Raw genomic sequence first — 19,547 nt, 5'->3', positions numbered from 1 at the left:
TATCAGGCGTCAGATCACTCCATCATCTTCTCGATCGGCAGTACCAGAATCGAGCTGGCGCCAAGCGCTTTCAGTTTCTCCATGGTTTCCCAGAACAACGTTTCGCTGCTGACCATGTGCATCGCCACGCGCTGTTGCTCGCCCGCCAGCGGCAGGATTGTCGGCCTTTCGGCGCCTGGCAGCAGGGCGATAACCTCTTCCAGGCGTTCACTTGGCGCGTGCATCATGATGTATTTCGATTCGCGCGCCTGAATCACGCCCTGAATACGGGTCAGCAATTTATCGATCAGCTGTTGCTTGCTCTGTGCCATCTCACCGTCGCGCTGAATCAGACAGGCTTTAGAGCGGTAGATAACTTCGACTTCACGCAGGCCGTTAGCTTCAAGCGTCGCGCCGGTAGAGACCAAATCGCAGATAGCGTCGGCCAGCCCCGCGCGCGGCGCGACTTCGACAGAACCATTTAACAGACACGACTTAAAAGAGACGCCTTTCTGGTCGAGGTAGCGTTTGAGGAGGTGCGGATAAGAGGTAGCGATACGTTTACCGTCCAGCGCGGCCGGGCCGTCCCAGGCTTCGTCAACCGGCGTTGCCAGCGATAAACGGCAGCCGCCGAAGTCAAGACGGCGCAGGGTAAAATAGCGCGGATCTTCGCCCTGCGCGCGGCGGTTGAGTAGCTCTTCTTCCAGCACGTTCTCGCCGATAATACCGAGATCGACCACGCCATCCATCACCAGACCCGGAATGTCATCATCACGCACGCGCAGGATATCAATCGGCATGTTTTCCGCCATCGCAATCAGGCGCTGAGTGTGTAAATTAATTTTTATGCCGCAGCGGGCCAGCAATTCTCGTGAATCATCGCTTAAACGGCCTGATTTCTGAATAGCTATGCGTAAGCGGGTGTTGTCTAACATTCTGCGTTCCTCTTTATCCTGTCTGAACCGGTCTGTATCGCGCACCAAAAAAAAGCCCCCGGAAGATGATCTTCCGGGGGCTTTCTCATGCGTTCATGCACCACTGGAAGATCTGAATGTCTTCCAGCACACATCGCCTGAAAGACTAGTCAGGATGATGGTGATGATGGTGGTGTTTAAATTGAACGCGTGTCATAAAAATTCCGATGAATGCTTATTCATTTGATACCTTTAACCTAAACCACTTTTACGCCTTAAAGCAAGCGCTTTTTTCATTTCGCATTTATAGTATGAATTGTCAGTCACGGCGGGCTGGCGTAGCCTTATGTATAAGGCGTTAAAGTCAGGAGAAAATGGATGAAAAAGGTCGCAATTGTCGGTTTAGGTTGGTTAGGCATGCCGCTGGCAATGTCGCTGGCAGCGAGAGGCTGGCAGGTTACCGGCAGCAAAACCACCCTTGACGGGGTGGAAGCGGCCCGTATGAGTGGAATTGAAAGCTATCCGCTGCGTCTGGAGCCGGAGCTGGTCTGTGAGGCGGACGATCTTGACGCTCTGCTGGATGTCGATGCGCTGGTGATAACACTGCCCGCGCGCCGTAGCGGTCCGGGAGAGGATTTTTATCTGCAGGCGATGCAGGAGCTGGTCGACAGCGCGCTGGCTTATCGTATCCCGCGTATTATTTTTACCAGTTCGACGTCTGTTTACGGCGATGCGCAAGGCGTGGTGAAAGAGAATACGCCGCGTAATCCGGTCACGGCCAGCGGGCGTACCCTGAAGGAACTGGAAGATTGGCTGCATAATCTGCCGGGCACGTCAGTAGATATTCTGCGGCTGGCGGGGTTGGTCGGGCCTGGGCGCCATCCCGGACGTTTCTTTGCCGGAAAAACCGCGCCGGATGGTCAACACGGGGTCAATCTGGTGCATCTTGAAGACGTGGTTGGCGCAATTACCCTCTTGCTACAGGCGCCAAAAGGGGGGCACATCTATAATATATGTGCGCCGGCGCATCCAGCCCGCAACGTGTTTTATCCGCAAATGACGCGCTTGCTGGGAATGGCGCCGCCGCATTTTCGTGACGCACCGGACAACGGCAAAGGGAAGATTATCGACGGTAGCCGGATTTGTAATGAGCTGGGATTTGAATATCAATATCCCGATCCGCTGGTGATGCCGATGGAGTGAGTCGCTGTCCAGCAGGTGGTCGCCATATAGCGCAAGGGGACGAGTATGAAACCACTGCTGGACGTTCTGATTATTCTTGATGCGTTAGAAAAAGAAGGCAGCTTCGCGGCGGCGTCGGCAAAATTATTTAAAACGCCGTCCGCCCTCAGTTATACCGTTCATAAGCTGGAAAACGATCTTAATATCCAACTGCTCGACCGTAGCGGGCATCGCGCGCGATTTACGCGAACCGGTAAGATGCTACTGGAAAAAGGCCGTGAAGTGCTGCACACCGTTCGCGAGCTGGAAAAGCAGGCGATTAAACTGCATGAAGGCTGGGAGAACGAACTGGTCATCGGTGTGGATGATACCTTTCCCTTTTCTCTTCTGGCCCCGCTTATCGACGCTTTTTATCAACGCCACAGCGTGACGCGCCTTAAATTTGTCAATGGCGTTCTCGGCGGTTCATGGGAGACGCTGACGCAGGGAAGGGCGGATATCATCGTTGGCGCCATGCGCGCGCCGCCGCCTGACACCGGCTTTGGCTTTGCAAGACTGGGCGATCTTGAACTGGTGTTTGCTGTCGCCCCGCATCATCCGCTGGTTCATGAAGAGGAACCGCTTAGCCGCCAGACGATCAAACGTTTTCGCGCGATTGTGGTTGGCGATAGCGTCCATTCCTCGCGATCAATAGGGTCTGAACTGCTCGACGCTCAGGAAGCGATTACCGTGTTTGATTTTAAAACCAAGCTGGAGCTGCAAATTAGCGGCCTGGGATGCGGCTATTTACCGCGTTATCTGGCGCAGCGATTTTTGGAAAGCGGCGCGCTTATAGAGAAGAAAGTTGTAGCGCAAATCGTCTATGAACCGGTGTGGGTTGGCTGGAATGAACAGACCGCCGGGCTGGCCAGCGGCTGGTGGCGGGATGAAATTTTAGCAAATAATGCTATTGCTGGGGTGTATGCAAAATCGCCGGTTTAAAAATCAATCGCTTATGAAAAATAATTTTTTGAACACGCTCGCATTCTCTTGTCATTTCACTTCAATTTAGGGCAGAATACGCCGCTTGCAAAAAATGACACTAACCGACGTTTTAATACGCGTCGGTTATTTTTTTGCTTCAAACACATCATTCAATACCAAGAGGCCGGGCTTCGTACCGGATAGATACTTACTTAAAAATCGACAGTTGTTGTCGCTGAGGAATCCAGAAAATGGGGCAATTTTTTGCTTACGCGACGGCATTCGCCGTAAAGGAGAATGACCATGTCGCATAACGTTACTCCAAACACCTCTCGCGTGGAATTACGTAAAACGCTTACGTTAGTTCCGGTTGTAATGATGGGTCTTGCCTATATGCAGCCGATGACGCTGTTCGATACATTTGGTATCGTTTCAGGCCTCACTGACGGTCACGTACCGACGGCGTATGCATTCGCGTTAATCGCGATTCTGTTTACGGCGTTGAGCTACGGGAAACTGGTGCGTCGCTACCCTTCCGCGGGTTCGGCGTATACCTATGCCCAGAAATCCATCAGCCCGACCGTTGGCTTTATGGTGGGTTGGTCTTCTCTGCTCGATTATCTGTTCGCGCCGATGATCAACATTCTGTTGGCGAAAATTTATTTTGAAGCGCTGGTGCCCTCCATTCCGTCATGGGTGTTTGTCGTGGCGCTGGTGGCCTTTATGACGGCCTTTAACCTGCGCAGCCTCAAATCGGTCGCTAACTTCAACACCGTGATTGTAGTGTTACAGGTGGTGCTGATTGCGGTCATTCTGGGCATGGTGGTTTATGGCGTATTTGAAGGCGAAGGCGCCGGTACGCTGGCGAGCACCCGTCCGTTCTGGTCCGGCGATGCGCACGTTATCCCGATGATTACGGGAGCGACGATCCTGTGCTTCTCCTTTACCGGCTTTGACGGCATCAGTAACCTGTCGGAAGAGACCAAAGATGCTGAACGCGTGATCCCGCGTGCGATTTTCCTGACCGCGCTGATTGGCGGCCTGATCTTCATCTTTGCAACCTATTTCCTGCAATTGTACTTCCCGGATATCTCTCGCTTTAAAGATCCGGATGCGTCTCAGCCGGAAATCATGCTGTACGTGGCGGGTAAAACCTTCCAGGTTGGCGCGCTGATCTTCTCTACTATCACCGTACTGGCTTCCGGTATGGCGGCGCATGCAGGCGTAGCGCGCCTGATGTACGTAATGGGGCGCGACGGCGTATTCCCGAAAAGCTTCTTCGGTTACGTTCATCCGAAATGGCGTACGCCAGCGATGAACATCATCCTGGTCGGGGCGATCGCGCTGCTGGCGATTAATTTTGACCTGGTGATGGCGACGGCGCTGATTAACTTTGGTGCGCTGGTCGCGTTTACCTTTGTTAACCTGTCGGTGATTTCGCAGTTCTGGATCCGTGAGAAGCGTAATAAAACGTTGAAAGATCACTTCCAGTATCTGTTCCTGCCCATGTGCGGCGCGCTCACGGTTGGTGCGTTGTGGGTTAACCTGGAAGAGAGCTCAATGGTACTGGGCCTGATCTGGGCGGGTATCGGGCTGATTTATCTGGCGTGCGTAACTAAAAGCTTCCGCAACCCGGTTCCACAGTACGAAGACGTCGCGTAATCGCACGTATTATCGGCAATAGTAAAACCGGAGGCAGTGCCTCCGGTTTTTTGTCTGTCATCCAGCACGTTTGCCGGATGGCGGCGTCACTATTTATCCGCTCTGAATTAACAATGCCCGTCAGGCATTGGTCAATTACACAATCTCAGTTGCGTACTGCCACAGTGATTTCAGCAGCCCCAGCTTCGTTTTATCTTCCGCATACTGCTGAGAAAGCATCTGCAATTCATTGGCATACTGTTGTAAAAACTCCGGCGTCAGCACCTGACGGCGATGCTCCAGCCAGCGCTGCTGCTCTGCGTCATCCAGCGTACCGGGAAAATTGCGTGCGCGGTAATTAAACAGCAGCTTCTCAATGCGCTTATCGACAAAGGTAATATCCAGCGCGGGCAGGTTACGCGGCTCGGTTTCGAGTACGATTTTCATGGCTGCGCGATCGGCATCGCTGAAAAAACCATCATAGAGCTGGGCATCAACGTTATCCGAGGCGGCAAAAGGTTCGGCTTCGGCAAAAATCGCCACCACTTTGTCGCGGACCTGCGGGTTTTCACGCAACACTTTCAGGTTATCCAGGCAGTGCTGGCGGTTAATTCCCAGCCGGTCGGCATCCTCCGGGCGCAAGGTATTCGCCTGCGCCAGTACCGGACATTTATTGATATGCACCAGCTTTACCGGCACTGCGACGTGATCGCCAAGATCGGCTTTGGCCGTATAAAGCCGCTCGCGAAGGGTGTCGCTGTCCAGCTCAAGAAGAGGAGAAATATCGCCTGCTAAATCGACCATGATCACCGCGTTACGGTTTTCAGGATGCCACGCCAGCGGCGCGACCCAGCTTGTATTACCGCGCCACGCGCCAAACATGCCGGAGACATGCACCAGCGGCTTCATTTGCGGAACGTCAATCAGCGCCGCCAGTTTATGTTTACTGCGATGGCTATAAAGATAATCAAACAGCCGCGGCTGGCGTGTTTTCACCAGTTGCGCCATCGCAATAGTGGCGTAGACATCCGCCATCGCATCATGCGCGTTGCTGTGTTCGATCCCGTTCGCCTGGGTTAAATGTTCCAGACGAAAGCTGGGCAGGCCGTCGTCGTTTTCCGGCCAGTTAATTCCCTCCGGGCGCAGCGCATAACAGGCGCGCATGACATCCAATAGATCCCAACGTGAATTATCATGCTGCCAGCTCCAGGCATAGGGATCGTAAAAGTTGCGATAAAAAATATTGCGCGTGACTTCATCATCAAAACGCACATTGTTGTAGCCCACAACGCAGGTTTTAGGAACGGTAAACAGCGCATGAATGCGTCTGGCGAAGGCGGCTTCGTTTTCTCCTTTCTCACGCGCTTCCTGCGGCGTGATGCCGGTAATCAGCACCGCGCCGGGCTGCGGTAGATAATCATCAGCGGGTTTGCAATAAAACACCTCCGGCTCGCCAATAACGTTGAAGTCGTTATCCGTACGGAGCGCGGCGAATTGCGCAGGTCTGTCGAGGGCCGGATGCGTACCGAAGGTTTCGTAATCGTGGAAGAGGAATGTGCTCTGTATGCTGTCGTTTTTAACTGTCACTTGATGTACACGCCTGATGTTATCTGTATATGAAATATTTTATTCTTTTATTTTGTCGTTGATTGATTGTATTTGTACACCAATTGATATCGTTGCTAATGTTCGTACATGCGATGGTGAGTACATAAACATTAAAATCATTGAGTACAAAATACTAAAATGACCATCAGCGACACTAAGCTACGCTCCCTCTATGGTAAACCATATTCCGGTCCATCTGAAATTACTGATTCTGATTTAGTACTGTATGGAATTTAGGCCAGGGTCAATCTGGCCGGGATCTCAAAAATGCATGGACTAAAACGGGTCTATTTACAGAGGGACACAACGCTGTGTCCCTTAATTCCATGCGGGTTGAGGCTGGACTACGCCCAGGCCAGTGGCAGGATGGATGACAGAACACTCGGGAAATATTTTCTGGCATGACGTTGCATACTATCCGCCACAACGCTGGTACAGGTAAAGGCGCCATGGAGGCCGTGAAAACGGTCGGACCACTCGGTAAATTGTTCGCTGGATGGGAATATCGCCGGAGACAGCTCCCAGGCTTTCTGCATCAGCGCCTCCGCATAGCCTCTCAGGGCCGGCGGAGAGTCATGCTCAGTGCCGAAAATGGCGCTGGAGGAATAGCGTGCGAATGCGGTACTGAGACAGAACAGGGTTTCCGCCTGCTTCTGTGGGGTGGCGTCCGTCAGGTGATAAGCACTGAGGATGTGCTGGTAGTGTGGCGGGCTGAGTTTGCCTTCAGGAAGCAAGGGGTCAAAAATGGTGGCCAGACGCGACACTGAGGCATCATCAATCAACTTCACGGTAGAATGTTTCTGGTTCGTGGCGGCAATAAACTGCTGGTTCAGCTCCCCGTGCTCTTCAGTGCTGAGGATGATATCAATCAGCTCCCCAAAGCGTCGCTGCGTGGCCTGCTGATTAAATGCGGCGAGAAACACCGGAAAGTCATGACGGAATAACTCTACCGGAGAGATTTGCGCGGTGGAAACGTTCTCTCCGGCTCGCAGCAGGTAAAAGTTGTCCCATGCAGTGTCAGGAGTAGGGTTTAGCATTGTTAACAGCGTGTCAGTGGAGAGCATCATCGCCGTGTCTGAATCCTGGGAGGAAAGCAGCAGGAAATTATCTGCAGCGCGGGTTGTCCAGTCCGGGCTGCCGTCATAATTGCCGAAGAGCCCATTATGGATGTGGGGAGACACCGTCGGGTGAGCAAGATACTGTTCATAAAGCGCTGCAGCTTTCTGGCGGGTGCCATCAGTGCAGTCCACGCCTGTCATACAGTGTAAAATCACCTGATTAAAGAGTCCGCTGTGAGTGGTCATGGCAGCGCTGTTCCTGTCAAACGAATCCAGCAACACAGGCAGTATGCGCTGCTGATAATATGTGTCAGGAGCCGGCAGGGGAACGTCATTATAGGTCTGGCACTGGTGGGCAAAAAAACGTTCCTGAACAGGCCCGAGCCACTCGCGGATAAGCGCACTTTGCGTATAGGGAGGGTGGGCCAGTACGCTTACCAGCGAACTTTCAACTGGCCGGATACATGCCTCTGTTAAGCGGCCACCCCGCAATGACTTCACCAGGTCTTCCATTGCCCGGACTTTTTCCTGACTGTATTTATCGGGCAGGCTGTCAATGGTCATCAGAATACTTTTACCATTATTGTGCTCATGATTTAAAAATCCATCCACAGCGTTCTCAGTCCAAAGGAGTGGCATTTGCAGCCAGATATCACCTAGACGAATAAAATTTCCGCCCCCTGACACTGACGGAGGTGATGAATTATCCGGTTCATTTAAAATAACGCCAGAGAGGTTGGCTTTGTGACGTATAAGCGTATTTTTTAATGTTGTATTAATAAAAGAGGGCTGTTGTCGTGTAGTAATTGAATACTGTAAAGTCAGTTCATTCATGTCTGAATTACTAAATTTTGTATTACTGCAGACTACATCACTCAGTGTCGAATAAGTGAATCGGCATTCGTCAAAATGTAAATGAGATATATCAGAATAAGTAAATTTTGAATTTGAAAAGTTGAACCCCTTAATAATATCGCCGTCTCGCTCCATGAAGCTGGTGGGCAATATTTTGCTGAATGTAATATTACGGAAATCTGCGTTTGAAAAATCGCGATCTGCGGCCGTAAGGGTTTCTCCGGCTTTCTGTCGTAAAAGTGCATCCGTGAGTTTCTTAGCCCATTCGGCAGGTGATGACGGGGAAGACGTAGCCTGAAGTGAGAGGGAGGGTGATACTGGTGGTGTTCTACCTTCAGAAACAGTGGGCCTGTTATTGGCTGATACAGAGACTCCACCGGGGAGCGGGGCCGCACCTGTCACTCTGTAATTATAATCACATGTTTGATTTGCAATATGCTTACGCATGAATGCTGCATTCATTTTTGAGACATCTTCTGCTGAAATATTTTTCTTACCTGCATTATTTGTATCTTTAATATTTTTAACAGTAATCAATGTTTTGTTTAAGGTGTTTTTATCTTTCGGCTGAAAGAAGTCTTTTATTTTTTGTGGTAACGCGAACTCAATCGATGAGCTCTTTCCTGTTTTAAGTTTTTCATTTAAAGAAGCATGCGTGTTTTTAACACTGGTTATTTTTGAGGCGAACCCGTTTTTCGTATGTTCACGAATAGAGGTAATTAATTTTTTAACCTGGTTAGGAATAGTAGAAAAATTAATTGCGCCTGATGATATCTTCATTAGAATTCCTTATCAACATCATTATGGAAAAACGGTCTGGATTTTTAACGCCTTAAAAGTAAGCTTCATATGTCGGTATGGCGATGGAGATCACAATTCACCATGTTATCTGGCAGGTTTCTTTCAGAAAGTGTCCATCCTGTCATCATGTCACCGTATTGTGGGACGCTGACGTATCTGCGGAAAAATACAGGCATAAGAGAGCGGGTCGGGTAACGGAGCCCGTGTGCGCGCAAAAGTAAACCCGCTTCGATGCGCAACCAACGTTTTTCGCCGGCATTCGGGATATCGTCGGCGGACGTTCCGGCGCGTATGAGAAAGAACTGCGTAAAGCGCGTGAAATCGCTTTTCAGGAAATAATCGTTTTCTTTTAAATATTATTACGTGTTATTGGAATTGTATCATTTTTATAATTAATAGCGGGTTGTTTGGTAATTCTGCTGATTATTCAATGACAGTCCATGTGCGTGTTCAGGAAATGTAAACTATTTATAAAATAAAAGGTTTTATCGTGTTGGCGTGTTCATTTTAACAACTATTTCAAATTGTGATTGAAGCCGACATTTCATAATACAAATTAAATATAATCTTCAGCTATATCTAATAACAGGAGGTTATATGAGCATTAGTCGTCGTTCTTTTTTGCAGGGGGTAGGCATCGGCTGCTCTGCCTGCGCGCTGGGCGCTTTTCCGCCCGGGGCGCTGGCACGCAACCCGATTGCCGGCATTAACGGTAAAACCACGCTAACGCCAAGCTTGTGCGAAATGTGTTCCTTTCGTTGCCCTATTCAGGCGCAGGTAGTCAATAACAAGACCGTTTTTATCCAGGGCAATCCTTCTGCGCCGCAGCAGGGGACGCGCATATGCGCCAGGGGCGGGAGCGGCGTCAGCCTGGTCAATGACCCGCAACGGATTGTAAAACCTATGAAACGCACCGGGCCACGCGGCGACGGTGAATGGCAGGTGATTAGCTGGCAACAGGCTTACCAGGAAATCGCGGCGAAAATGAATGCCATCAAAGCGCAGCATGGCCCCGAGAGCGTGGCTTTCTCTTCCAAATCGGGCTCGCTCTCCAGCCATCTTTTCCATCTGGCTACGGCCTTTGGTTCGCCTAATACCTTTACGCACGCCTCAACATGCCCTGCCGGGAAAGCCATTGCGGCAAAAGTGATGATGGGCGGCGATCTGGCGATGGATATCGCTAACACGCGCTATCTGGTTTCGTTTGGCCACAATTTGTATGAAGGGATTGAAGTTGCCGATACCCATGAGTTAATGACCGCGCAGGAGAAGGGGGCCAAAATGGTGAGCTTCGATCCGCGTCTGTCGATATTTTCCAGCAAGGCGGATGAGTGGCACGCTATTCGTCCCGGGGGGGATTTAGCGGTTCTGCTGGCGATGTGCCACGTCATGATTGATGAACAGCTCTACGATGCGTCTTTTGTTGAGCGTTATACCAGCGGATTTGAACAGTTAGCACAGGCGGTAAAAGAGACGACGCCGGAATGGGCCGCCGCGCAGGCCGATGTCCCTGCCGACGTCATTGTCCGGGTGACACGCGAACTGGCCGCCTGCGCGCCTCATGCTATCGTCAGTCCTGGTCATCGCGCGACGTTCTCGCAGGAAGAGATCGATATGCGGCGTATGATTTTTACGCTTAATGTGCTGCTCGGTAATATAGAGCGCGAAGGCGGGCTATATCAGAAAAAAAACGCGTCGGTTTACAACAAACTGGCCGGAGAAAAGGTCGCGCCAACGCTGGCGAAACTCAACATTAAAAATATGCCGAAACCGACGGCGCAACGAATCGATTTGGTCGCACCGCAGTTTAAATACATCGCCGCTGGCGGTGGCGTGGTGCAAAGCATTATTGACGCGGTGTTAACCGAGAAGCCTTACCCGATAAAGGCGTGGATTATGTCGCGGCATAATCCTTTCCAGACCGTCACCTGTCGTTCGGACCTGGTAAAAACCGTTGAGCAACTGGATCTGGTGGTCAGTTGCGATGTCTATTTGAGCGAGAGCGCGGCATATGCCGACTATCTGCTGCCGGAATGCACCTATCTCGAACGGGACGAAGAGGTATCGGATATGTCGGGACTGCACCCGGCTTACGCTCTGCGCCAACAGGTCGTAGAGCCGATTGGCGAGGCGCGTCCGAGTTGGCAAATCTGGAAAGAACTTGGCGAGCAGTTGGGATTAGGGCAGTACTATCCGTGGCAGGATATGCAGACGCGCCAACTCTATCAGTTGAACGGCGACCATGCCTTAGCGAAGGAACTGCGACAGAAAGGGTATCTCGAATGGGGCGTTCCGCTGCTATTACGCGAACCAGAATCCGTTCGTCAGTTTACGGCACGTTACCCCGGCGCTATCGCGACGGACAGTGACAACACCTATGGCGAACAGCTTCGCTTCAAATCGCCCTCCGGCAAAATCGAACTTTATTCCGCAACCTTGGAGGAATTGCTCCCAGGCTACGGCGTTCCGCGCGTTCGTGACTTTGCGCTTAAAAAAGAGAATGAGCTTTACTTCATTCAGGGCAAAGTGGCCGTGCATACCAATGGCGCGACGCAGTACGTACCTTTACTCAGCGAGCTAATGTGGGATAACGCGGTCTGGGTCCATCCGCAAACGGCGCAAGAAAAAGGCATTAAGACCGGCGATGAGATCTGGCTGGAAAATGCTACGGGTAAAGAGAAAGGTAAGGCGCTGGTGACGCCCGGAATCCGCCCGGACACGCTTTTTGTCTATATGGGATTTGGCGCTAAAGCTGGGGCCAAAACGGCGGCGACGACACACGGTATCCACTGCGGAAATTTACTGCCGCACGTGACGAGTCCGGTATCCGGTACGGTAGTGCATACCGCAGGCGTGACGCTGAGCCGGGCATGAGGGAGGAGGGAACCATGAATCATTTAACGAATCAGTACGTCATGCTGCATGATGAAAAGCGTTGTATCGGCTGCCAGGCGTGTACCGTTGCCTGCAAAGTGCTTAATGACGTACCGGAGGGATTTAGCCGCGTACAGGTACAAATTCGCGCCCCTGAACAGGCATCCAACGCACAAACCCATTTTCAATTTGTCCGCGTCTCCTGTCAGCACTGTGAAAATGCGCCATGTGTCAGCGTTTGTCCTACCGGAGCGTCATATCGTGATGAAAACGGGATCGTGCAGGTGGATAAATCGCGCTGTATTGGCTGCGATTATTGTGTTGCCGCATGTCCTTTCCATGTGCGCTATTTGAATCCGCAAACCGGCGTCGCCGACAAGTGTAACTTCTGTGCCGACACGCGGTTGGCGGCTGGCCAGTCTCCGGCGTGCGTATCCGTTTGCCCAACGGACGCGCTGAAATTCGGCAGACTGGATGAGAGCGAGATCCAGCGCTGGGTCGGTCAGAAAGAGGTCTATCGCCAGCAGGAGGCGCGTAGCGGCGCGGTCAGTCTGTACCGTCGTAAAGAAGTCCATCAGGAGGGTAAAGCATGAATACTATCTGGGGAGCGGAACTACATTATGCGCCAGATTATTGGCCGCTGTGGTTAATTTACGCAGGCGTCGTGGTGCTGCTCATGCTTGTTGGGCTGGTTATCCATGCGTTATTGCGCCGGATGCTGGCGCCAAAAACGGCGGGCGGCGAAGAGCATCGTGACTATCTCTACTCGCTGGCGATTCGCCGTTGGCATTGGGGAAATGCGTTACTGTTTGTTTTATTACTGTTAAGCGGTTTATTTGGTCATTTTTCTCTCGGCCCTGTAGCGCTAATGGTACAAGTACATACCTGGTGTGGTTTTGCCTTACTGGCTTTCTGGGTCGGGTTTGTGCTGATCAACCTCACCACAGGTAACGGGCGTCACTATCGGGTAAATTTTTCCGGACTGGTGACGCGCTGCATACGCCAGACGCGTTTTTACCTTTTTGGCATCATGAAAGGGGAAGCGCATCCGTTCGCGGCAACAGAGCAGAATAAGTTCAATCCACTGCAACAACTGGCATATCTGGCGATTATGTACGCGCTGGTACCGCTGTTAATCATCACCGGTTTGCTGTGTCTCTATCCGCAGGTTGCGGGTCTGGGCCCTGTGATGCTGGTGCTGCATATGGCGCTTGCTATCATCGGCTTACTGTTTATTTGCGCGCATCTCTATCTGTGTACTCTTGGCGACACGCCGGGACAAATTTTCCGTAGCATGGTTGACGGCTATCATCGTCATCGTACCGCGCCGCGCGGGGATAAGTCCGCCGTCTGAGCGTATCCATAAAATAAAGTCAGCAAGAAAATGTGCCTTGTGTCACATTTTCTTGCAATTTATCCATGTTTGTTTAACTGAACTTCCGTAAAAAGAACGGCAAATAGAGACCATCCTGAGGACATGCTGTTGAAACGCCGTTTGTTTATTGCCGCTTCTTTATTCGCGATGCACCTTTCTCCTGCGCTTGCGGCCGATGCCGTAAGTTTTGCTCCCCAACCGCCAGCCATTGATGCAGGCGCCTGGGTGTTGATGGATTACACTACGGGACAGGTTCTTACCGCCGGTAATGAACACCAGCAACGTAATCCCGCCAGCCTTACCAAGCTAATGACGGGCTACGTCGTCGATCGCGCCATCGATAGTCATCGTATCAGCCCTGACGATATCGTCACCGTTGGGCGCGACGCCTGGGCGAAGGATAATCCGGTGTTTGTCGGCTCCTCGTTGATGTTTTTAAAAGAAGGGGATCGCGTGTCGGTGCGTGATTTAAGCCGTGGCTTAATTGTGGATTCCGGTAACGATGCTTGTGTGGCGCTGGCGGATTATATCGCGGGCGGGCAGCCGCAGTTTGTGGCGATGATGAACAGCTATGTGAAAAAACTCAATTTGCAGGATACCCATTTTGAAACCGTCCACGGTCTGGATGCGCCAGGACAACATAGCTCCGCGTATGACCTGGCTGTACTCTCCCGGGCGATTATTCACGGCGAACCTGAATTTTATCACATGTACAGCGAGAAAAGCCTGACCTGGAACGGCATCACGCAGCAGAACCGCAACGGCTTGTTATGGGATAAGACCATGCATATTGATGGGCTTAAAACCGGACACACATCGGGGGCGGGATTTAATCTTATCGCATCGGCGGTGGACGGGCAGCGTCGACTTATCGCTGTTGTGATGGGAGCGAAAAGTTCGAAAGGCCGTGAAGAACAGGCGCGAAAACTGTTGCAGTGGGGCCTGCAAAACTTTGCGACGGTGCAGATTTTGCACAGCGGTAAAAAAGTGGGCAGCGAGCGAATCTGGTATGGAGACAAAGAAAAGATTGCGCTGGGTACGGAACAGGATTTCTGGATGGCGCTGCCTAAAGCGGAAATTCCGCATATCAAAGCAAAATATGTGCTGGATAGAAAAGAGCTGGAGGCGCCAATCGCCGCTCATCAACGGGTAGGTGAAATAGAGCTCTACGATCGGGATAAACTGATCGCTCAGTGGCCGCTGGTCACTCTGGAATCGGTGGGTAAAGGCGGTATGTTCTCTCGTCTGAGCGACTATTTTCAGCATAAAGCGTAAGCCGTTGTCACACACCGTTCACCGTCATCTGAGGTGTCAAAAGGGCGGGATTGCGAGGTTGCTCACAAAATGATCACGCTGTCCTTGTGACCGTAAAATGCTGTAATTATACTGTACATTCATACAGTATGGTAAAGTGACGGAGGCAGCATGGATTACGAAATCAGGCAGGAACAAAAACGCAAGATAGCCGGTTTCCACATGGTCGGTCCATGGGAACACACCGTGAAGCAGGGTTTTGAACAACTGATGACGTGGGTGGATCGACAGCGGATCGTGCCAGTTGAATGGATTGCCGTCTATTACGACAATCCAGATGTCGTACCTGCGGAAAAACTCCGCTGCGATACCGTGGTGTCCGTGGCAGAGAATTTCATCCTGCCGGACAATAGCGAAGGCGTAATCGTTACCGCCATTGAAGGCGGCGAATATGCCACTGCTGTCGCGCGAGTGGAAGACCGTGACTTTGCGAAGCCGTGGGAACGGTTTTTTGATGTCCTCGAGCAGGATAGCGCTTATCAGATAGCCTCTGCGCCCTGTTTTGAAACCTATCTGAATAACGGCATGGAAGATGGATACTGGGATATTGAAATGTATATTCCGGTACAGCGGAAGTGATCGACTGGTTTCCTGGCTGAAAAGAGCGGACGGATAATGTGTTCCGTCCGCCAGTGCGCTATTTTTGCTATAAAGCAGGTACAATGCATTTTTTGCCATTCCCGTAAGGAGCGCAAGCGTGCGTGCCGATAAGTCATTAAGCCCTTTTGAAATACGGTTGTACCGTCATTATCGCATCGTGCATGGCATACGTATCGCCCTGGCGTTCATTCTTACCTTTCTGCTGGTTCGTTTGTTTTCTATTCCCGAGGGCACATGGCCGCTCATCACGTTAGTGGTGATTATGGGGCCCATCTCATTCTGGGGAAATGTAGTGCCTCGTGCTTTTGAGCGCATAGGCGGTACGATCCTGGGCGCGGCGTTAGGGCTGGTGGCGCTACGCCTGGAGCTCTTTTCCTTACCGCTGATGCTGGTGTGGTGTGCGATAGCGATGTTTTTGTGCGGCTGGCTGGCCTTAGGGAAAAAACCGTATCAGGCGCTACTGATAGGCATAACGCTCGCCGTTGTTGTCGGCGCTCCCGCTGGTGATATGAATACGGCATTATGGCGTGGCGGGGATGTGATTTTGGGGTCGCTACTGGCGATGTTGTTTACCGGCATCTGGCCCCAGCGCGCCTTTTTGCACTGGCGCATCCAACTGGCGCATTGCGTCACGGCGTATAATCGGGTGTATCAGGCAGCGCTGTCGCCGAATTTGCTGGAGCGCCCCCGGTTGGATAAACATTTGCAACGGTTGCTGAACGATGTCGTCAAAATGCGCGGGCTGATAACGCCAGCCAGTAAAGAAACCCGGATACAAAAATCTATTTTCGAGGCCATTCAGACCATCAACCGCAATCTGGTTTGTATGCTTGAATTACAAATCAATGCCCACTGGGCGACGCGCGCCAGCCATTTTGTGATGCTTAACGCGCACACATTGCGTGAAACCCAGCAGATGACGCAGCAAACCTTGCTAACGATCGCCCACGCGTTGTTTGAAGGCAACCCGCAGCCGGTACTGGCAAACACCGGTAAACTGAATGATATTGCTGCCGAGTTGCGGCAGCTAATGAACGAGCAGCAGGGCGACGCGGTGGCTGAAACCCCCATCCACGGCTATGTTTGGCTAAGTATGGAAACGGCCCGACAGTTGGAACTGCTTTCACATTTGATCTGCCGGGCTTTGCGCAAATAAAAAGCAGATGGGGCGAATGAATTTGTTGCTGCTTCGATTCAGCAAAGATTAAGAGTATGATACTAATATAAGGATAAAATGAGTGCTACTGGCAACGATTTTATCCCCGAACCTTCAGGTTTCCCCAGACGGCGACGTAACGGTGTTTCCTCTGGTGGCTTGAAGTATGACGGGGATAAACGTAATGTTTATCCACTAGCAGTTGCTTAACGAATCCGAATCTCACATTATCAGGGGTGTAAAAATGGAAACAACCAAGCCTTCTTTCCAGGACGTGCTGGAGTTTGTTCGTCTGTTCCGTCGCAAAAATAAACTGCAGCGTGAAATTCAGGACATTGAGAAGAAGATCCGTGACAACCAGAAGCGTGTGCTGCTGCTGGACAACCTGAGCGACTACATCAAGCCAGGTATGAGCGTTGAGGCGATTCAGGGTATCATCGCCAGCATGAAAAGCGACTATGAAGATCGCGTTGATGACTACATCATTAAAAATGCCGAAATCTCCAAAGAGCGTCGCGACATTTCCAAAAAGCTGAAAGCGATGGGCGAAATGAAACACGCCGATGTAAAAGCCGAATAATGCGCTACGGCAGTGGGAGCATATATCAGGCTCTCACTGCAGTTTGACCCCGCCAGTGACCATCTTGAGTAAATGTTGTTTTGGCCAGTGTCGGGTAAGTTTTTTCTCTGCCAGCTTACCTTTCAGGCGCGCAATATCATGACGTTTCCGGTCCAGCATCAGACCCACCACGCTACCGCTATGTGCCACGTTCAATCCGTATAAATCACACTCTTCGACCAGCGACAACAGGGCGGTAAATCCTGGCTTAGGTAACAGCGTCTGGCTGGCGATAGCGCTAAGCGTAGCCGCCTCACCCAGTCGGAGCGGATTTTGCGTTATACAGGCTTCCTGCACCAGATTCCAGGCCTGCTGCAAGGTTGCTGAACTTGCTATTAATTTCTGCTGGCGAGGGAGACGGTGGTAATCTTGCGTGCGCAGTGTGACCGGACTTTCCAGTACCAGCAAATCGATTGGCGGCGGTGGCTCGCAGGCGATTTGCGTGACCGCATTATTATGATCAAACAGCGTTAACTGATGAAAAACGGTGCTATCAGTGGGTTCGATTGAGACGCAAAGCTGTGCAAGGGTGGTTTCATCCAGCGAATGGCCAAGATGATGCGCCGTTGCCACCGCCGTAGCGGCAATATCTGCGGTGCTGCTGGCCATGCCTTTGGCAACAGGAATTGACGAACGCACATCGACGCGAATCTCGTTACTCCAGTGCGCAGGATACTGCCAGTGCGCCAGAACGCGCTCCACCATCGCCCGCGACAATGGGCGTTCGTTTACCAACGGCGGCGCAGCCGTGACTGCTACGGTGCTGTACCAGTCAACGGGGCAGGAGACCAGTTTCTCACTGCCCAGAATCCATCCCTGGATAAGTTCCCCGCATGAGGCGGGGCATTGCGCAACAGCCACGTTATCACCTTTCAGGTACGAATAGTGTGCGCGCATAGTGTCATGGTAAAAGCATTATTACCATGACTTGCCGCAATGCGTCGTTTAACCCTCTCAGGCTGGTACACAAAGCCCTTCCGTGGCCGGTAGCGCAATGCGCATAACGTCTTGTGCGATCATTAACTCTTCGTTGGTGTTGATGACGGCGACTTTCACCAGGGCGTTCTCCGTCTGGATAAATGTCGCATTACGCTGATTTTTCTCTTCATCAACGGCTAAGCCCAAAAATTGCAAATTATGGCACACCGCCGATCTGGCGCGCGCTGAGTTCTCGCCAATGCCCCCAGTGAATACCAGCGCATCCAGTCCTCCCATTTGCATAATATAGCTGCCAATGGTGGCGCGAATGCGTTCGGCAAACAGAGTGAGAGCGAGTTTAGCCTGCCGGTTACCGGTATTGGCTGCCTGTTCGACATCGCGGTAATCAGACGACACGCCAGAAACGCCCAGCAAGCCTGACTCATTATTTAATAACTGATTCAACTGTTGCGGCGTTTTGCTTTCGCGCTGGGCTATCCACGGCAGAATAGAGGGATCAATATCTCCGCTACGGGTGCCCATCATCACGCCTGACTGCGGCGTAAAGCCCATCGACGTATTGACCGAACGCCCGTTCTTGATGGCGCAGATGCTGCTACCGTTTCCAAGATGACAACAAATCACCCGTAATGCGCTGAGTGGTACGCCCAGCTTTTCCGCCAGAACGCCGCTGACATACTTATGGCTGGTGCCATGAAAGCCATAACGGCGAATTCCCAGTTCCGCGTAATAATGCCAGGGAAGCGGGTAAATATAGGCGGGTTCATCCAGCGTCTGGTGAAATGCCGTATCAAACACGGCTACGGAAGGGGCATCAGGCAACAGTTGACGAAAAACGTGAATACCCAACGCGTTTACCGGGTTGTGAAGCGGGGCCAGTTCAGCAAGACGTTCGATTTGCGCTAACGTTTCATCCGTGACCAGCGTCGAGTCTTTAAAAAACTCACCGCCGTGCGCCACACGATGGCCCACCCCGTCAATGTCCCGCAGACTGTTAATGATTTGATAACCCAGCAGCTTTTCCAGAAGCAGCGTTACCGCATCGCGATGATCGGCAACGGGGACGGTTTCCTGCCATTTTTGGCTGTGCGTCTTAATTGTCACCTGCGCATCCGCCATACCGATACGCTCAATCAGCCCCTGACAGAGCATGTCGCCCTGCGGCATCTCCAGCAGCTGGAATTTTAACGATGAGCTGCCGGCGTTAATGGCCATTATTTTGTAAGACATAAAGGTTCCTTCGAATTCAGAAAATCCAGCACGGCGTCGAGACCCGAGTTATTCAGCGCGCTGGTAATAAAAATCTGCTGTGCGCCAGCCTGCGTAAGCCATTCCGCAACCAGCGAAATACGCTGCGGCTCGGCGAGATCGGCCTTGGTGACCAGGCCAATCGTCGTGCGGTTCATCGGGGCGGTAAACCCCGGAGAAAAGGGCGACCACTGGGCGTCGGCATTTAACACCAGGGCGATAACGTCGGCCTCGCAGGCGCTGGTTAGCAGGGCGCTGTACAGGCAGCGGTTCTCCAGGTACTCGCCCGGCGTGTCGATAGCCATCGGGGACCATTCAATGGCCTGAGTTTTCTTATAATGGAGCGCTTCGCCGCGCATGCTTTGGGTCAGCGAGGTTTTGCCGCACTGGCTGGGGCCGATAAACATTAAACGCTTCATGA

The 19,547-nt window shown here is 51.8% G+C and carries 18 protein-coding genes, 2 pseudogenes and 1 other annotated feature; of the genes and pseudogenes, 13 read left to right on the top strand and 7 right to left on the bottom strand.

Annotated elements, in window-relative coordinates; genetic code table 11:
• Positions 1-14: 14 nt before the first annotated feature.
• Both hisG and hisL read right to left on the bottom strand, forming a co-directional pair.
• Positions 15-914: an ATP phosphoribosyltransferase gene (gene hisG, locus ACLD4F_RS05675; protein WP_000886600.1), complete on the bottom strand. Its 900-nt coding sequence runs from the start codon at positions 912-914 to the stop codon at positions 15-17.
• Positions 915-960: 46 nt separating this feature from the next.
• Positions 961-1,084, bottom strand: a sequence feature (His leader region).
• Positions 1,060-1,110 carry a his operon leader peptide gene (hisL, locus tag ACLD4F_RS05670; RefSeq protein WP_001364200.1) on the bottom strand — a complete coding sequence of 17 codons (51 nt, stop codon included), beginning with the start codon at positions 1,108-1,110 and terminating at the stop codon, positions 1,060-1,062. Its footprint overlaps the feature before it by 25 nt.
• A 161-nt stretch (positions 1,111-1,271) precedes the next feature.
• On the opposite strand from hisL, the gene ACLD4F_RS05665 reads away from it, so the two are divergent.
• The 4 genes from ACLD4F_RS05665 (at position 1,272) to plaP (ending at position 4,700) form a co-directional block, all read left to right on the top strand.
• The gene (locus tag ACLD4F_RS05665) at positions 1,272-2,096 is read left to right on the top strand and encodes an SDR family oxidoreductase (protein ID WP_000754712.1); all 825 of its coding nucleotides are present in this window, start codon (positions 1,272-1,274) and stop codon (positions 2,094-2,096) included.
• 45 nt (positions 2,097-2,141) lie between these two features.
• Positions 2,142-3,056 (top strand): LysR family transcriptional regulator, encoded by a 915-nt coding sequence (locus tag ACLD4F_RS05660; protein ID WP_000803316.1) that lies wholly within the window; start codon positions 2,142-2,144, stop codon positions 3,054-3,056.
• A 233-nt stretch (positions 3,057-3,289) separates the two neighbouring features.
• Entirely contained in the window at positions 3,290-3,352 is a 63-nt protein-coding gene (gene yoeI / locus ACLD4F_RS05655) for a membrane protein YoeI (RefSeq protein WP_096335044.1), read from the top strand.
• A complete protein-coding gene (gene plaP, locus ACLD4F_RS05650; RefSeq protein ID WP_001519005.1) occupies positions 3,342-4,700 on the top strand; it encodes a putrescine/proton symporter PlaP in 1,359 nt (452 codons plus the stop codon). The genes yoeI and plaP overlap by 11 nt, the downstream gene beginning before the upstream one ends.
• Positions 4,701-4,835: 135 nt before the next feature.
• Here the strand turns inward: plaP and sbcB are convergent, their stop codons facing one another.
• The gene (sbcB, locus tag ACLD4F_RS05645; RefSeq protein ID WP_000216702.1) at positions 4,836-6,266 is read right to left on the bottom strand and encodes an exodeoxyribonuclease I; all 1,431 of its coding nucleotides are present in this window, start codon (positions 6,264-6,266) and stop codon (positions 4,836-4,838) included.
• Positions 6,267-6,425: 159 nt separating this feature from the next.
• Here sbcB and ACLD4F_RS05640 point away from each other — a divergent pair.
• Positions 6,426-6,503, top strand: a pseudogene (locus ACLD4F_RS05640) (hypothetical protein); the annotation flags it as partial.
• A gap of 128 nt (positions 6,504-6,631) precedes the next feature.
• Here ACLD4F_RS05640 and sopA read toward each other — a convergent pair.
• On the bottom strand, positions 6,632-8,980 hold the full coding sequence (gene sopA / locus ACLD4F_RS05635) for an SPI-1 type III secretion system effector HECT-type E3 ubiquitin transferase SopA (RefSeq protein WP_411010711.1): 2,349 nt from the start codon (positions 8,978-8,980) through the stop codon (positions 6,632-6,634).
• A 266-nt stretch (positions 8,981-9,246) separates the two neighbouring features.
• Between sopA and ACLD4F_RS05630 the strand changes: the two are divergent.
• The 8 genes and pseudogenes from ACLD4F_RS05630 to ACLD4F_RS05595 form a co-directional block, all read left to right on the top strand.
• A pseudogene (locus tag ACLD4F_RS05630) lies at positions 9,247-9,339 on the top strand (heavy metal-binding domain-containing protein); the annotation flags it as partial.
• A gap of 259 nt (positions 9,340-9,598) precedes the next feature.
• Positions 9,599-11,875, top strand: coding sequence for a thiosulfate reductase PhsA (gene phsA, locus ACLD4F_RS05625; RefSeq protein ID WP_094887646.1), 2,277 nt, complete (start codon positions 9,599-9,601; stop codon positions 11,873-11,875).
• A gap of 14 nt (positions 11,876-11,889) precedes the next feature.
• A complete protein-coding gene (gene phsB / locus ACLD4F_RS05620; protein ID WP_052907430.1) occupies positions 11,890-12,468 on the top strand; it encodes a thiosulfate reductase electron transport protein PhsB in 579 nt (192 codons plus the stop codon).
• Positions 12,465-13,229: a thiosulfate reductase cytochrome B subunit gene (gene phsC, locus ACLD4F_RS05615; RefSeq protein WP_001092553.1), complete on the top strand. Its 765-nt coding sequence runs from the start codon at positions 12,465-12,467 to the stop codon at positions 13,227-13,229. The genes phsB and phsC overlap by 4 nt, the downstream gene beginning before the upstream one ends.
• Before the next feature lie 123 nt (positions 13,230-13,352).
• Entirely contained in the window at positions 13,353-14,525 is a 1,173-nt protein-coding gene (gene dacD / locus ACLD4F_RS05610) for a serine-type D-Ala-D-Ala carboxypeptidase DacD (RefSeq protein ID WP_058110851.1), read from the top strand.
• A 150-nt stretch (positions 14,526-14,675) separates the two neighbouring features.
• Positions 14,676-15,143: a DNA gyrase inhibitor SbmC gene (gene sbmC / locus ACLD4F_RS05605; RefSeq protein ID WP_000384326.1), complete on the top strand. Its 468-nt coding sequence runs from the start codon at positions 14,676-14,678 to the stop codon at positions 15,141-15,143.
• Positions 15,144-15,261: 118 nt separating this feature from the next.
• Entirely contained in the window at positions 15,262-16,320 is a 1,059-nt protein-coding gene (locus ACLD4F_RS05600) for an FUSC family protein (protein WP_001200858.1), read from the top strand.
• 244 nt (positions 16,321-16,564) lie between these two features.
• Entirely contained in the window at positions 16,565-16,900 is a 336-nt protein-coding gene (locus tag ACLD4F_RS05595; RefSeq protein ID WP_000450405.1) for a DUF496 family protein, read from the top strand.
• A gap of 33 nt (positions 16,901-16,933) precedes the next feature.
• On the opposite strand, the gene pduX is transcribed toward ACLD4F_RS05595, so the two are convergent.
• From pduX to pduV, 3 genes are all read right to left on the bottom strand, one after another.
• Positions 16,934-17,800 carry an L-threonine kinase PduX gene (gene pduX / locus ACLD4F_RS05590; RefSeq protein ID WP_001533066.1) on the bottom strand — a complete coding sequence of 289 codons (867 nt, stop codon included), beginning with the start codon at positions 17,798-17,800 and terminating at the stop codon, positions 16,934-16,936.
• Positions 17,801-17,893: 93 nt separating this feature from the next.
• The gene (gene pduW / locus ACLD4F_RS05585) at positions 17,894-19,108 is read right to left on the bottom strand and encodes a propanediol utilization propionate kinase PduW (RefSeq protein WP_000120647.1); all 1,215 of its coding nucleotides are present in this window, start codon (positions 19,106-19,108) and stop codon (positions 17,894-17,896) included.
• Positions 19,093-19,545 carry a propanediol utilization protein PduV gene (gene pduV / locus ACLD4F_RS05580; RefSeq protein ID WP_411010710.1) on the bottom strand — a complete coding sequence of 151 codons (453 nt, stop codon included), beginning with the start codon at positions 19,543-19,545 and terminating at the stop codon, positions 19,093-19,095. Before pduV ends, pduW begins: the two co-directional genes overlap by 16 nt.
• Positions 19,546-19,547 lie beyond the last annotated feature (2 nt).

The organism is Salmonella sp. 741265050_HSA (assembly GCF_046569445.1).
In the GTDB taxonomy this organism is placed as follows: domain Bacteria; phylum Pseudomonadota; class Gammaproteobacteria; order Enterobacterales; family Enterobacteriaceae; genus Salmonella; species Salmonella enterica.
Note: the sequence above shows the minus strand (reverse complement) of the source record. Positions and strands in the feature narration are given on the sequence as shown.

Coding starts and splice junctions, on each gene's coding strand:
- sopA (WP_411010711.1), bottom strand. CDS start 8,980: ATGAAGATATCATCAGGCGCAATTAATTTTTCTACTATTCCTAACCAG.
- hisG (WP_000886600.1), bottom strand. CDS start 914: ATGTTAGACAACACCCGCTTACGCATAGCTATTCAGAAATCAGGCCGT.
- phsA (WP_094887646.1), top strand. CDS start 9,599: ATGAGCATTAGTCGTCGTTCTTTTTTGCAGGGGGTAGGCATCGGCTGC.
- dacD (WP_058110851.1), top strand. CDS start 13,353: ATGCTGTTGAAACGCCGTTTGTTTATTGCCGCTTCTTTATTCGCGATG.
- phsB (WP_052907430.1), top strand. CDS start 11,890: ATGAATCATTTAACGAATCAGTACGTCATGCTGCATGATGAAAAGCGT.
- plaP (WP_001519005.1), top strand. CDS start 3,342: ATGTCGCATAACGTTACTCCAAACACCTCTCGCGTGGAATTACGTAAA.
- sbmC (WP_000384326.1), top strand. CDS start 14,676: ATGGATTACGAAATCAGGCAGGAACAAAAACGCAAGATAGCCGGTTTC.
- pduW (WP_000120647.1), bottom strand. CDS start 19,108: ATGTCTTACAAAATAATGGCCATTAACGCCGGCAGCTCATCGTTAAAA.
- pduV (WP_411010710.1), bottom strand. CDS start 19,545: ATGAAGCGTTTAATGTTTATCGGCCCCAGCCAGTGCGGCAAAACCTCG.
- ACLD4F_RS05660 (WP_000803316.1), top strand. CDS start 2,142: ATGAAACCACTGCTGGACGTTCTGATTATTCTTGATGCGTTAGAAAAA.
- phsC (WP_001092553.1), top strand. CDS start 12,465: ATGAATACTATCTGGGGAGCGGAACTACATTATGCGCCAGATTATTGG.
- ACLD4F_RS05595 (WP_000450405.1), top strand. CDS start 16,565: ATGGAAACAACCAAGCCTTCTTTCCAGGACGTGCTGGAGTTTGTTCGT.
- ACLD4F_RS05665 (WP_000754712.1), top strand. CDS start 1,272: ATGAAAAAGGTCGCAATTGTCGGTTTAGGTTGGTTAGGCATGCCGCTG.